Origin of the sequence: Flavobacterium difficile, assembly GCF_011392115.1 — a bacterium.
GTDB classification, from domain to species: domain Bacteria; phylum Bacteroidota; class Bacteroidia; order Flavobacteriales; family Flavobacteriaceae; genus Flavobacterium; species Flavobacterium difficile.
Map to the genome: position 1 here is coordinate 503,196 of NZ_JAAJBT010000002.1, position 14,092 is coordinate 517,287.

General features: G+C 31.6%; 14 protein-coding genes. 7 read left to right on the plus strand and 7 right to left on the minus strand.

Annotated features, from left to right (window positions below; genetic code table 11):
* Nucleotides 1-68: 68 nt before the first annotated feature.
* From dnaK to G4D72_RS05255, 4 genes are all read right to left on the minus strand, one after another.
* Nucleotides 69-1,949 carry a molecular chaperone DnaK gene (gene dnaK, locus G4D72_RS05240; protein ID WP_166076570.1) on the minus strand — a complete coding sequence of 627 codons (1,881 nt, stop codon included), beginning with the start codon at nucleotides 1,947-1,949 and terminating at the stop codon, nucleotides 69-71.
* 166 nt (nucleotides 1,950-2,115) lie between these two features.
* The gene (locus G4D72_RS05245; RefSeq protein ID WP_207784861.1) at nucleotides 2,116-2,442 is read right to left on the minus strand and encodes a ribosomal maturation YjgA family protein; all 327 of its coding nucleotides are present in this window, start codon (nucleotides 2,440-2,442) and stop codon (nucleotides 2,116-2,118) included.
* Nucleotides 2,443-2,499: 57 nt separating this feature from the next.
* On the minus strand, nucleotides 2,500-3,570 hold the full coding sequence (locus tag G4D72_RS05250; RefSeq protein WP_207784862.1) for a serine hydrolase domain-containing protein: 1,071 nt from the start codon (nucleotides 3,568-3,570) through the stop codon (nucleotides 2,500-2,502).
* A 46-nt stretch (nucleotides 3,571-3,616) separates the two neighbouring features.
* Complete coding sequence (locus tag G4D72_RS05255; RefSeq protein ID WP_166076573.1) at nucleotides 3,617-4,501, minus strand: EamA family transporter; 885 nt, start codon at nucleotides 4,499-4,501, stop codon at nucleotides 3,617-3,619.
* Between the two features lie 228 nt (nucleotides 4,502-4,729).
* Here G4D72_RS05255 and G4D72_RS05260 point away from each other — a divergent pair, with 228 nt between their 5' ends.
* The 3 genes from G4D72_RS05260 (at nucleotide 4,730) to G4D72_RS05270 (ending at nucleotide 8,728) form a co-directional block, all read left to right on the plus strand.
* Entirely contained in the window at nucleotides 4,730-6,040 is a 1,311-nt protein-coding gene (locus G4D72_RS05260) for a DEAD/DEAH box helicase (protein WP_166076574.1), read from the plus strand.
* A gap of 473 nt (nucleotides 6,041-6,513) precedes the next feature.
* The gene (locus G4D72_RS05265) at nucleotides 6,514-7,932 is read left to right on the plus strand and encodes an L-serine ammonia-lyase (RefSeq protein ID WP_166076575.1); all 1,419 of its coding nucleotides are present in this window, start codon (nucleotides 6,514-6,516) and stop codon (nucleotides 7,930-7,932) included.
* A gap of 1 nt (nucleotide 7,933) precedes the next feature.
* On the plus strand, nucleotides 7,934-8,728 hold the full coding sequence (locus G4D72_RS05270; RefSeq protein WP_166076576.1) for a hypothetical protein: 795 nt from the start codon (nucleotides 7,934-7,936) through the stop codon (nucleotides 8,726-8,728).
* A 42-nt stretch (nucleotides 8,729-8,770) separates the two neighbouring features.
* On the opposite strand, the gene G4D72_RS05275 is transcribed toward G4D72_RS05270, so the two are convergent.
* From G4D72_RS05275 to G4D72_RS05285, 3 genes are read right to left on the minus strand one after another with little or no spacing between them, the layout of a single operon-like run.
* Nucleotides 8,771-9,811, minus strand: a complete 1,041-nt coding sequence (locus tag G4D72_RS05275) for a DUF389 domain-containing protein (protein ID WP_166076577.1) — start codon at nucleotides 9,809-9,811, stop codon at nucleotides 8,771-8,773.
* A 13-nt stretch (nucleotides 9,812-9,824) separates the two neighbouring features.
* A complete protein-coding gene (locus tag G4D72_RS05280) occupies nucleotides 9,825-10,880 on the minus strand; it encodes an outer membrane beta-barrel protein (RefSeq protein ID WP_166076578.1) in 1,056 nt (351 codons plus the stop codon).
* Nucleotides 10,881-10,883: 3 nt separating this feature from the next.
* Complete coding sequence (locus G4D72_RS05285; RefSeq protein ID WP_166076579.1) at nucleotides 10,884-11,345, minus strand: nuclear transport factor 2 family protein; 462 nt, start codon at nucleotides 11,343-11,345, stop codon at nucleotides 10,884-10,886.
* 148 nt (nucleotides 11,346-11,493) lie between these two features.
* Here G4D72_RS05285 and panB point away from each other — a divergent pair, with 148 nt between their 5' ends.
* From panB to G4D72_RS05305, 4 genes are all read left to right on the plus strand, one after another.
* On the plus strand, nucleotides 11,494-12,312 hold the full coding sequence (panB, locus tag G4D72_RS05290; RefSeq protein WP_166076580.1) for a 3-methyl-2-oxobutanoate hydroxymethyltransferase: 819 nt from the start codon (nucleotides 11,494-11,496) through the stop codon (nucleotides 12,310-12,312).
* A 64-nt stretch (nucleotides 12,313-12,376) separates the two neighbouring features.
* On the plus strand, nucleotides 12,377-13,066 hold the full coding sequence (locus G4D72_RS05295) for an RluA family pseudouridine synthase (protein ID WP_166076581.1): 690 nt from the start codon (nucleotides 12,377-12,379) through the stop codon (nucleotides 13,064-13,066).
* Nucleotides 13,067-13,214: 148 nt separating this feature from the next.
* The gene (gene tpx, locus G4D72_RS05300; RefSeq protein WP_166076582.1) at nucleotides 13,215-13,712 is read left to right on the plus strand and encodes a thiol peroxidase; all 498 of its coding nucleotides are present in this window, start codon (nucleotides 13,215-13,217) and stop codon (nucleotides 13,710-13,712) included.
* Nucleotides 13,713-13,716: 4 nt separating this feature from the next.
* The gene (locus tag G4D72_RS05305; RefSeq protein WP_166076583.1) at nucleotides 13,717-14,091 is read left to right on the plus strand and encodes a diacylglycerol kinase family protein; all 375 of its coding nucleotides are present in this window, start codon (nucleotides 13,717-13,719) and stop codon (nucleotides 14,089-14,091) included.
* The last annotated feature ends 1 nt before the right edge of the window (nucleotide 14,092 follow it).

The following is a 14,092-nucleotide window of genomic DNA, read 5'->3' on the forward strand; positions in this document are numbered from 1 at the left end:
TCTTAAAAATTTAATTTATTTTTTACTTGTAAATCTTACTTCGTAAATCGTAAATTTTCATTTGTAAATTATTTTACTTCCTCGAATTCTACATCTTGAGTTGTATCACCTGAAGCTTGTGGTTCTGCTTGTGCAGCTCCTTGAGCGTCTCCAGTATTGTACATTTCAGCTGATGCGTTTGTCCAAGCTGTATTGATTTTTTCTAAAGCAGGCGTAATTGCAGCAACATCTTTTGCTTCGTAAGCCATTTTTAATTCAATTAAAGCTAAGTTGATAGCAGTTTTATTATCTTCAGATAATTTTTCACCGAATTCAGCTAATTGTTTTTCTGTTTGGAAAATCATTGAATCTGCTTCGTTTACTTTATCTGCAGTTTCTTTAGCAATTTTGTCTGCTTCAGCATTTAATTCTGCATCTTTTTTCATTCTTTCGATTTCTTCAGCTGTTAAACCAGAAGAAGCTTCGATACGAATATCGTGAGATTTTCCAGTTCCTTTGTCAGTTGCAGAAACTTTAATGATACCATTTGCATCAATATCGAAAGTTACTTCAATTTGAGGAATACCTCTTGCTGCTGGTGGAATACCATCTAAATGGAAACGACCAATAGTTTTGTTATCTGCCGCCATAGTTCTTTCTCCTTGAATTACGTGAATTTCAACACTTGGTTGGTTATCAGCAGCTGTAGAGAATACTTGTGACTTTTTAGTTGGGATCGTAGTATTGGCTTCAATTAATTTAGTCATTACGTTACCCATAGTTTCAATTCCTAATGATAAAGGTGTAACGTCTAATAACAATACATCTTTTACATCACCAGTTAAAACTCCACCTTGAATAGCAGCACCAATAGCTACAACTTCATCAGGATTAACTCCTTTAGATGGTTTTTTGTTGAAGAATTTTTCAACTTGTTCTTGGATCACTGGGATACGAGTAGAACCTCCAACTAAGATAACTTCATCAATATCAGAAACTGATAAACCAGCATCTTTTAAAGCTTTAGCAACTGGCTCCATTGAACGTTTCACTAATGAATCTGCTAATTGTTCAAATTTAGCACGAGTTAAAGTTTGTACTAAGTGCTTAGGTCCTGAAGCCGTAGCCGTTACGTATGGTAAATTAATTTCTGTTTGAGCAGAAGCAGATAATTCAATCTTAGCTTTTTCAGCAGCTTCTTTTAAACGTTGTAAAGCGGTTGGGTCTTTTCTTAAATCTAAACCTTCAGCAGCGTTAAAGTCGTTTGCTAACCAGTCAATAATCACTTGGTCAAAATCATCTCCACCTAAGTGCGTGTCTCCGTTAGTAGATAATACTTCAAAAACACCATCTCCTAATTCTAAGATAGAAATATCAAAAGTACCACCACCTAAATCGAATACTGCAATTTTTTGATCTGTACCTTGTTTGTCTAATCCGTAAGCTAATGCCGCAGCAGTTGGCTCATTGATAATTCTCATTACTTTTAAACCAGCAATTTCTCCAGCTTCTTTAGTAGCTTGACGTTGTGCATCGTTAAAATATGCAGGAACAGTAATAACTGCCTCTGAAACTGAATGACCTAAATAGTCTTCAGCAGTTTTTTTCATTTTTTGCAAAGTCATTGCAGATAATTCTTGTGGCGTGTATAAACGACCATCAATATCAACACGTGGTGTGTCATTATCACCTTTAACTACTTTGTAAGCAACAGTAGAAGCTTCTTTAGCACTTTCCGAAAACTTGTTACCCATAAATCTTTTTACCGAAGCAATAGTTTTAGTTGGGTTAGTTACAGCTTGTCTTTTTGCAGCGTCTCCAATTTTAATTTCTCCACCTTCCACAAATGCAATTACAGATGGTGTAGTTCTTTTTCCTTCTGCATTAGCAATTACAACTGGTTCTCCACCTTCCATTACAGAAACACAAGAATTGGTTGTACCTAAATCGATTCCAATAATCTTACTCATTTTGTTTAATTTTAAATTTTATTCGGTTTATTTTTAAACTCGTAATGGATAAGTCAAGTTTTGTGCCAAGATAAAATATCCTTGAAAATTGGCAGAAAATCATTTGTTGGCATATTTTTATCTGACAAACTGTCATTTATACAAAAGCTAACGTGTTGGTTTTCTGTCAGAAAGTGTTTCTTTTTTTGTAACTGTTAAAGAAGATAATGGTAAGAAATGCCATCGTGTAAATGATCAAATCTTCAAATGAAAAAGTAGTTCCTGCTACAATTCGTAAAATCTTATTTTTTTCTAAATCAAAATAAGACAAAATTTGAAAGTATTGAATAATTTCAACAATAAAAGCAAATACTAAAACACCTAAAGCTATTTTATTCTTGTTCGCATTCAAAAAACTCAATACAAAGTAATAGACTAAAAAAATAACCAAATAATCTCCAAAATAAGGGCGAATGAATTTATCTTTAATAAATAGCGCGATAAGTACTTCCAAACAAAATATTGTAAGGAAAATTAAAAAGTTTTTTAAGTTAAATTGAAACACCAAAAATTAATTGATTACTGCGTTTATTTTTTGCCAAAGTGCATTGTCAAAACCAGAAACCGCAAAACTTGGATTTAAAGGATCTGAGGCATCGCCCATTCTGATAATTACCATTTTTTTACTTGGAATAACATAAATTCTTTGGTCTTCCGCACCCATAGCTGCATACATTTCTGCTGGAGCACTAGAAACTAAACTTCCATTAAAAACGGTTTGTTCGCCCGGAACCATGTAGCTATTTTTTCCATTTAACCACCATAAATAGCCGTAAGAGGGATTGATATTTTGAGATGTATTAATACTTTCATTGAAAAAAGTCTCATTGATAATTTGTTCATTTTTCCATTTTCCTTTATTCAATGCTAATAAACCAAATCGGGCCATACTTCTTGTGTTACTATGGTATATTTTATAAATAAGACCATTGTTCCAAAAACCATCCATGCCTATTTTGTTTTTTAATTTGGCATTAAAATACGCTTCAAAATTTTGATTACTAGCTGCTCCAACTACATCCATTAGTTTTTGAAATACGTTATGATACGACCATCTTGTACCAGCATCAGCTAAATAAGTTAAATTTGAGGTTAAAACTAGTTCTGAATTATCGTTTAAACCAGATGTCATGGTTAGTAAATTTCTAGATGTAATTAAGTTTTCTTTCGCTAATGGCTCACTTGTCCAACCGTTACCTAAATAATCTGAAACTTTGTTATTGATAGAAAGTAAATTTTCTTGTTGTGCAATGCCTGTCATGGTAGCAACTAATGTTTTTCCAGCGCTGTTCCATTGCCATGTTGCATTTGGAGTGTGACCGTTAAAATATTCTTCCATTACAATTCTACCATTCACAAGAATCATAAATGATTTGGTATGTTTGTCAATTAAAAAATCTTTTAAAGGTTGAATTTGAGATTGGTTCCATCCTAAACTAGAAACTGATTTTGTTTCCCAATTAGTATCTGTATTTGATGGAAAGTACATGGTTTCAACGTTTGTTTCCTCAATAACTGGTTCACTATCGTTACATCCTAAAAAAGGAAGAAATAACAATAAAAAAAGTCTAGAATTTTTCATAAAAAAAAGTTTAGTTTAAGTTTAGACTTTCACAAAGTAAAAAGGTTTAAGTCGATTTAAAAATAATATTTTTATTAAATACAATTATTGAAATCCCGATTAAACTATAAGCAATGAATTGCGAAAACTGAATGTCTTCTTTAAAATAAAATATTGCTAAAATAAAATTGATTAGCGGATTGGTGTACATTAAAATTCCAACTGCGGAAGAATTCATTCCTTTTAAAGCGTATAAATTCAAAAATAAAGGAAGTATTGTAAATAAACCTACGATTAATCCCATCATGGAATAAAATAAACTTTCAGATGGAATTGCGGCACTAAACATCGGATAAAAAGGCAGTAATACCAAACTAGCAATGACTAATTGAATAGTTAAAACTAAGAATTTATCAAACTCATTATTGCGTCGTTGACTGATTAAATACAAAGCAAAAGAAACCGCTATAACAATGCTATATAGGATTTCAGTTAAATGACCGTATGATAAAATACCGCAACTCACCACACAAAGTGCAACTGCTAACCATTGCCAATTGTCCAGTTTTTCTTTTAAAATAACAAATGCCAAAACAGTTGTAATAATCGGACAAATTAAATAGGCTAGAGAAGCCGATTGCAACGTTACATGATTAACGGCATACATAAATAAGAACCAGTTAAATACTAGTAAAAAACCGCCAGCACAAGTAAGTAAAATGGTATTTCGTTTTTTCTTTTTAGAAAAAGATTGAAACAATTCTAAACTCTTTTTTAGTAAGTTGATTCGAAAGGTAAAATTAATAACCAATAAAGCTGTGGTGGAAAAAAAGACACGATAAAATAATATATCTAAAGAAGGGTAATCGTGTAAAGGTTTTAAAGCTAAACTGAAAAATCCCCATATGATAAAAGCTAATAAAGCGGATGCGTAGTATTTGTTAAACTTCATGCGTTTTTTTTGCAAAGATAAAGATTAATGTGTCAAAAAAACGATGTGTCAATGTGCCAAATAAAAGTTAAATTTCCATCTTCTAATTAAGCTTTTTTTGAAATATAGATTTATGAAATTTCAAAAAATTTTTATAATTTTTGAAATCTGTGTTTCTTTTTAAAAAACTTTCAACTTCCAACTTCTAACTTCCAACTTAATACTATCTTTGTAGCTCAAAATACAAATATGACATTTCAAGATTTAAATTTACATAGAAATATACTTCAAGTTTTAGTAGAAGAAAAATATACTAATCCAACTCCTATTCAACAGCAAGCCATTCCTATTATTTTAGAAGAACACGATTTAGTAGGTTGCGCACAAACAGGAACAGGAAAAACAGGTGCATTCGCCATTCCAATTTTAAATTATTTACATCCAATTGTAGGTTCAAAAAACAAAAGAAAAGTAATTAGAACTTTAGTTTTAGCTCCAACACGTGAATTAGCACACCAAATTCAAGATAGTTTTGCCACTTACGGAAAATACATGAATACCAAATCGATGGTGATTTATGGAGGAGTAAGTCAAGTGCCACAAGTTCAACAATTAAAAGAAGGTGTCGACATATTAATTGCTACTCCAGGTCGTTTTTTAGATTTGAATAAGCAAGGATTTTTAGATATGAATAATTTACATCATTTAGTAATTGATGAAGCCGATCAAATGTTAGACATGGGTTTCATTAACGATGTAAAGAAAATCATTAAAATACTTCCTGAAAACCGTCAGACTTTATTGTTCTCAGCAACGATGCCTGTAGCGATAAGAGAATTAGCAGATCAGTTTTTGAAAAAACCAAAATATGTAGCTGTAGCGCCAGTTTCGAGTACGGCAGAAAGAGTGAACCAAAAAGTATACATGGTTCAAAAAGAAGACAAAAGAAAATTATTGATTCATTTAATTGAACAAGAAAATATAAATAATGTGTTGGTTTTCGTAAGAACGAAACACAGTGCTGATAATGTAGTAAAAGCCTTAAAAGCGAAAAATATTTCAGCGGAAGCAATTCATGGAAATAAATCTCAAAATAACAGAATTAAAGTTTTAGATGGATTTAAAAGTCAAGAAATTTCTGTTTTAGTAGCCACAGATATCGCAGCTCGGGGTATTGACATCGATTTATTGCCTTATGTGATCAATTTCGATTTGCCTAATATTCCAGAGACTTATGTTCATCGAATTGGTAGAACTGGTAGAGCGGGAAATGAAGGTTTAGCGATTTCCTTTTGTGGTAAAGATGAATTGCCTTATTGGAAAGATATTGAAAAATTAACACGTCAGCAAATTAAAGTGGTTAAAGACAATCCCTATCCATTCAGAGCCTTCACTGAAGACGAACTAAAAAATAAAGAAACGGATACGCGTGGCAAGAAAAAACCAGTAAAACAAAAACAAAATCACGCTCCAAAGGCGACTAAAAGTGCCAAGACTACTGATTCTTCAAATTCAAGAAAATCAGAAGGAGCAAAAAAGAATAAAAAGCGTTGGTATTAATATAAGAGCCAAGTAGAAAGAGCCAAGTAGAAAGAGCCAAGTAGAAAGAGCCAAGTAAAAAGAGCCAAGTAAAAAGAGCCAAGTAAAAAGTAAAAAGAGCCAAGTAAAAAGAGCCAAGTAGAAAGTAGAGATGCGATTCATCGCGTCTGATATTAAATTGGTTTTTGCAAATTTAAAAAATAAAAATAGCCAAGTAGAAAGAGCCAAGTAGAAAGAGCCAAGTAGAAAGAGCCAAGTAGAAAGTAAAAAGAGCCAAGTAGAAACTAGAGATGCGACTCATCGCGTTTGATATTAAATAGGTTTTTGCAAGATATTAAAATTGAAAAGGAATAAGTTCAGTCTTGAATTTCTTCCTTTTTTTGTGCGATTTTCAAACTGTAACAAATCTATTTAAATTAGTTTCAAAAATTTTCACTTCCTACTTCTAACTTCCAACTTCAAATATTATCTTTGCTACTATAACGATTTAGTATATGGAATGTATTTCAGTTTTTGATATGTTAAAAATAGGCGTAGGGCCTTCAAGTTCTCATACTTTAGGACCATGGCGTGCTGCAGAACAATTTTTAGCAGAATTACGAAGTCAAAATATAATTGATGCTGTTCATCGCGTAAAAGTCGATTTGTATGGCTCATTGTCGTTAACTGGAAAAGGTCATGCTACAGATTTAGCCGTAATGTTAGGTTTAAGCGGTGCCGATCCAGAATACGTGCCTATTGATGCGATTGATTCCATTATAGAAGATATCAAAACGAATAATGAATTACTTTTAGATAACGAATTCAAAATCCATTTTAATATAGTTTCGGATATCTTTTTCAACAAGAATTTTTTGCCATTTCATGCAAATGGATTAATTTTTACAGCCTATACTAACGACTCGGAATACAGTTCCACTTTTTATTCAATTGGTGGTGGTTTTGTAGTTAAGGAAGAAGAAGATACGAATTCAAAATCTGACATTAAATGTGCTTTTCCTTTTCCTATTGATAAGGCAACAGAGTTGTTAGATTTTTGTCATTCCGAAAATAAAAAGGTTTCTGAAATCGTATATGAAAACGAAAGATCGATGCGTTCCGAAGAAGTAATTCACTCCGAATTACTACGCATTTGGCACACGATGTTAGAGTGTATGTATATCGGTTCACATACAGAAGGTACTTTACCTGGCGGATTAAATGTTCGAAGAAGAGCCTACGATATGCATACCAATTTAATTGGAATTGCCAATTACAATTCTCCACAAGAATGGTTGCAATGCATTCGTCAAACTGAAGTTAAATTCCGACAAATTTTAAAATGGGTTTCTTGTTTTGCTTTGGCTGTTAATGAAGTAAATGCATCTTTAGGTCGAGTAGTAACAGCGCCAACAAATGGAAGTGCTGGTGTTATTCCTGCTGTTTTAATGTATTATTTGGTAATTGAAAATCATACAGCTGGAGAAAAAGAAATCAAACAATTTTTAATGGTAGCTGGAGAAATTGGAAGTATTTTCAAAAAAGGGGCAACAATTTCTGCAGCAATGGGTGGTTGTCAGGCAGAAATAGGTGTATCATCAGCTATGGCAGCTGGTGCTTTATGCGAATTAATGGGCGGAACGCCAGACCAAGTTTTAGTTGCTGCTGAAATCGCAATGGAACATCATTTAGGTATGACCTGCGATCCAATTGGTGGTTTAGTGCAAGTGCCTTGTATTGAGCGCAATACGATGGGAGCGATTAAAGCCATAAACGCTGCTGAATTAGCTTTAGAAACCGATGCTAAAAACACGTTAGTGCCATTAGATAAAGTCGTTGCAACAATGTGGGAAACCGCAAAAGACATGAATTCAAAATACAAAGAAACTTCCGAAGGTGGCTTGGCAATTGGTGTAGGTTTAGCGGATTGTTAGAATGAAGGAGAAAAGACATATAGTAATATACTTCCTGCTACTTGGGCTTTTAATTCAATGTAAAGAGAAAGATAATGAATTTATTGTTAAATCAAGAAAAAAAATAATTGTCTTTGCCGAAAATATAAATGAAAATTTTGTAGGGAAAGATGAAGCCAGATTAATAATATATTCAGATAGTTCTTATTTTTGTGAATCTATTATTTCACATGTTAATTATGAAAAACAGGAAAAATTTAAAGGTCGCTTGCAATTAAAAAAAGATACTATTGAATTTTTTTCACGTTTTAAATTAATAAATTCTAACAAAGCAGTTATTAAAAATAATTTTATTGAGTTTGTCGATGGTGATTCAGATTTTAAAATTGAAATTAAAAATAGCCTTTTGAATATTAAAAGTAAATTAAACTTAGAAAGGTATCAAAATTATGCGTTTTTTTCATTTAATGAAGAATTTCAAAAACCCATTAATTATGGATATAAGCCTAAAACCATAAAACCTTATGATTTAGAACAAAGTGAGCTATTTCAGATCGATACTATTTTAAAGAAGTGTTTCACTGAAAATAAAAAAAAACTTAGAAAAAAGGAAAATTACATCTTTCAATGTATAGCGGTTTTAAATCAAAATCAAGAAAAAGAAGTTTGGGTAAGTTGTTATTGTAAAAATAACAATAGAGAAGAAAATTACAAATATAGGTTGATTGATATGTGTGATGGTGGTAATTGTAATGTACATCTGAAAGTAAACCTAACTAAAAATGATTATACAGAATTAAATATTGCAGGTTTTTAATGAAATTCTAATTTAAGAAAATTCATTTTTATTACAAAATAATTATTTAGTCTTCTTCAACGCCATAATTTCAATTTGTAATTTCTTGATTTCCTTACTTAAATCTTGATTCTCTTCAATGGATTGATGAATGGTTAAATCTATATTTTGGATGTTATTTTGATCAAAAAAAGCAGTAATATTTTGTTCAATTTTTGCATCAAATGTTGGTGTAGAAATGTCTAATTCAATGCTTTTTAATTCCGAATTGATGTCATAATTTATGACATGATATTTGTTTTCAATTTGATTTGTAATGATGTGTTCCACTTTCGATTGAAACATATTTTGGACAGCTAAAACATAGGCAAAATATGCTGCAGGAACGATCGCTAAAATTCCTAAAACAAAAAACCAACCATTTGCATGTTTGATATTTTGAGCTACATGTTTCTGAAATTTTAAATATTTAGTCATTAATAACGTTCCAAATCCAATGAATAACGAGTTAATACTATAGGTGTACAATCCGCCTAAAAAATAATCTAAGTTTAAAGTTGCTAATCCAAAGCCAGCGGTACATAATGGTGGAATACAAGAAGTTGCCACTGCTACTGCGATAATTACTTGTGTGCCACTTTCTCTAGAAATGGCCAACATAGCTGCCAAACCACCAATAAATGCAAGTAATACATCAAAAAACGTAGGTTTTGAAAAACTAATTAGTTCTTCTGTTTCAATGGAATACGGATTAATTAAATAGTATAATGTAGAAAATATAACGCTGACCAAAACAATTCGCAAGGCATTTTTTAAACTGGTTTTGAATAAATCTGAATTTGAAATTCCTAATGAGAATCCAATTCCAAATACTGGTCCCATTACAGGTGATAGTATCATGGCTCCAATTACAGCACTTTTAGAGTTTATGTTTAAACCAATGCATGAAATAATTATAGCAAAAACCAATAGCCACAAATTTTTACCTTTAAACTCAACACCTTCTTTAATTTCTAAATAGGTAATTTGTTCAGCTTCTTGAGTGGATTTTAAATCAAATAGTTGTCTAATATAACGTTTGATTATGTTTAGTTTTTGTCGCATTTCATTTTTGATTTTAAAACTCAAAACTCATTGTAGTAGTAATAGAATAGTTGTTATTTTTGCTTCCTAAATCGAAATTATTTTCCGTGGCATGATACCATTTTCCTTCGGTTCTAATTTTAAATTTCGAATTCGGTAAAAAATCAAAATTAATTGAATTTCCAATAGTTTCGAAAGGAAAAAGACTCGAAATAATCGCATTTTTTCGGTCTTGATAATATTCAATTCTATAAGCCATTTGCCATTTTGAATTGATTGTATATTGTGTGATTAAAATTGGACTCCACCAAGTTGCCTTCTCATTATTTTTAGAAGAAATATCCTGAATTCCATAATCTATTCCAAAAATAGAACGCCATTTTGAATTCCAAGTTGCATCCCAATAAAAATTACTAAAATAACGCATGTTAAAATTGCCAGCATAAGCCTCTTTTCCTAAAAAAGTACTCCAATTTAATGTGTTTTTGTTGTTGGGTTTATAAACTAATTGTGTGCCAAATGAAGGTGCTATATCGCTTTTTGGTTTTTCAATGTGTTGCCAGCCGTTGGTGATTAATCCGGCTAGACTCCATTTTTCATTAAATTGATGATTTAATTTTACACCAGTCATGTAATAGGGAGAATTTTCAGCTAAAATAGAGCGAGTTGCCGTTAAATTGGCGTGAGTTATAGCAGATTCAAATCCAATATAACTAGGTAAAATTCCTGCTTCTAAAGTTGTAGTTTGACTCTTATTTAAGAATACACCTAAATACGCTTCGTTTAAATATTTTATACTTTCTGAAGCATAATTATCCTCTACATAAGTTCCAGCATGTGCAGAAATTTTCGCATACACATTTTCATAATTGATAGTTGCTCTTATTAAAGCAATGTTTACGTTAAAGCTATTTTGTCTGTTGTAATTATATAAAAAATTTTGCTTAAATTTCGATTCAGGTTGGTCAAAATCATAAGAATAATAGGTATCAATAAAACCTGAAACATCGATTTTTACTTTTGAAATACTGTCTTGTGCATTTGTAGCTAAACCAATAAAAATGCTGACTAATAAAATTATTTTTTTCAAATTCTACTTTTTTCTTCTAGTATCTATAATATGAACAATTTTCCAAATATTGTTTTCCAAAAGCAAAGTAAAGGAATTTGTACCAAAATGACTTAGTTTATCATTAACATAAAATTCATAAGGCGTCCAAACATTTGCCATTGAGCCATCAACTTGAATGTTATAATTTAAAATACGCTCTTCAATTTTAAGGTTTTTGGGTAGGGAAGCTATTGATTTGTAAAATTTTTCATTGGTTTCGAAAGATAAAGTTCCAATCGAATTTTTCTCCATAATAGATTGTAATTTCATTTCTTCATGGCAAACAGTCTTGATTTTTAAAGTATCAGCCGATTGTAATCCTTCGAAAAAAATAGAAATGGTTTGTTTGATTTGCTTCGCCTGTTCACTATCGATCGGGTCTTTTTCTTGAGCTGAAATCGATAAACTAAACCCTAAAAACAATACAATAAGTAAGTATCTCATAATCATGTAAATTTTAAATATTGGTATTAAATGTAGAAAAATTGTTACAATCCATATCTTTATATTAATTTTGTATTCATTAATTTTCAGAAAAGTGGTTCGAACCAAAACTTCCAACTTCTAACTTCTGACTTCTAACTCAAAAAGAATGTCTGTAGCAAAAAAAGATTATAAAAAAATTACAACAAAGTCGTTGATCGACATGAAAGCTAACGGCGAAAAGATTTCGATGCTAACGGCATACGATTTTACTATGGCTAAAATTGTGGATACTGCAGGAATTGATGTAATTTTAGTGGGAGATTCGGCAAGTAATGTTATGGCGGGTCATGAAACAACTTTACCAATTACTTTAGATCAAATGATTTATCACGCTAGTAGCGTAGTTAGAGCAGTTGATAGAGCTTTAGTTGTAGTAGATTTGCCTTTTGGAAGTTACCAATCAGATTCTAAAGAAGCCTTACGTTCTTCTATCAGAATTATGAAAGAAAGTGGCGGACATGCGGTAAAATTAGAAGGTGGCAGAGAAATTGAATCTTCTATTAAAAAAATATTAAATGCTGGAATTCCTGTAATGGGACATTTAGGTTTAACTCCACAATCTATTTATAAATTCGGAACTTACACCGTTCGTGCGAAAGAGGAAGAAGAAGCGGAACAATTAATTGAAGATGCTAAAATGCTTGAACGAATTGGTTGTTTTGCATTAGTTTTAGAAAAAATTCCAGCCAAATTAGCACAAAAAGTAGCAGAAAGCATCTCTATTCCTGTAATCGGAATTGGTGCGGGTAGTGGAGTAGATGGTCAGGTATTGGTTTTACATGATATGGTTGGCATGACACACGAATTCAGTCCACGTTTCTTACGTCGTTATATGAACTTATTTGAAGACATGACAAAAGCAATCGGACAATATGTTTCAGATGTTAAGTCGGTTGATTTCCCAAATGCGAACGAGCAATATTAAGTTAAAACTTATTATAAATATCAACTTGAGTTTTTGCAATTAAGCAACTCAATAACTAAAAAAAATGAAAATAGTTTCAGATTCCAAAAATCTTCAAATCCTACATGAAGACAATCATATAATTGTAGTGAATAAGCGAGTTGGAGATATTGTACAAGGCGATAAAACCGGTGATGCACCTTTATCTGAAATTGTAAAATCGTATTTAAAAGTTGCTTATAATAAACCAGGTGAAGTTTTTTTAGGTGTGGTCCACCGTTTAGATCGACCAACAACTGGAATTGTGGTTTTTGCTAAAACTTCGAAAGCTTTAACACGTTTAAATGAGACGTTTAAAAACCGAGCCACTCAAAAAACCTATTGGGCAATTGTTAAAAATGCACCTCCAAAAACAGAAGATACTCTAGTGCATTTCTTAAAAAGAAACACCAAAAACAATACTTCAAAAGCTCATTTGAAAGAAGTTCCGGAATCTAAAGAAGCCAAATTATCCTATAAAACAATTAAAAAATTAGACAATTATTTTGCATTAGAAATCGATTTACATACTGGGCGGCACCATCAAATTCGTGCACAACTTACCGCTATTGGTTGTCCCATTAAAGGCGATTTAAAATATGGTTTTGATAGAAGTAATCCAAACGGAGGAATTCATTTACACGCTAGAAAGCTAGTTTTAACGCATCCAGTAACTAAAGATCTATTGGAGATTATTGCACCAGTACCAGAAGATGTATTGTGGAAATTAGTGTAAACTACAGCTGAGAACGCCAAGCTAAATGTCTTGAAATGATGAATCTTAAAGTCGAAATTATTTATGTTTATAAGACTTTAAAAACTTTTAGACATTTCACTTAACACTTATATATTTTTTGTATTTTTGAACCTTAAAATTTAAAAACATGTCAACAGTAACTTTAGGAGGAAATCCTGTACATACAAATGGAACTTTACCAACAGTTGGTACTACCGCTCCACAATTTCAATTAGTAGGAAACGATTTATCAGAGGTTTCTTTACAAGACTATAAAGGTCAACGTGTTATCTTAAATATTTTTCCAAGTATCGATACTTCAACATGTGCGACCTCAGTTAGAACTTTCAATAAAATGGCAAACGATTTAGAAAACACAAAGGTATTGTGTATTTCTAGAGATTTACCTTTTGCTCAAAAACGTTTTTGTGGTTCAGAAGGATTAGAAAATGTGATAAATTTATCTGACTTCAGAGAAGGAACTTTCGGAAACGATTATGGTTTGACTTTAACTGATTCTGCTTTAAAAGGTTTGCATGCTAGAGCCATTGTTGTCCTTGATGAAAATGGTGTGATTTTGCATACAGAATTAGTGAGTGAAATTGCTAACGAACCTAATTACGAAGCCGCTTTAAAAGCCTTATAATTTTATGATTCAAGATAAAAGATTTGTTTCTGGTAGAATTAAAAGTGTAGGTTTTGCCGCAAAAGGTGCCTACAAATTAGTAACTACCGAACACAGTGTAATGGTCCAATTTTCTATTATGATTATTATGATTGTTGCAGGATTTTATTTTAATATTTCAAGAGAAGAATGGATGATTCAAGTTCTAGCTTTTGGTTTAGTCATTGCCGTGGAAGGATTAAACACAGCTGTAGAAAAAATTGCTGATTTTGTTCATCCCGAATTTCATGATAAAATAGGTTTTATTAAAGATATTGCTGCTGGTGCAGTTTTGTTTGCAGCATTTAGTGCCATCGCAGTTGGTACATTAATTTATGCTCCAAAAATATTCAATTTTTAAA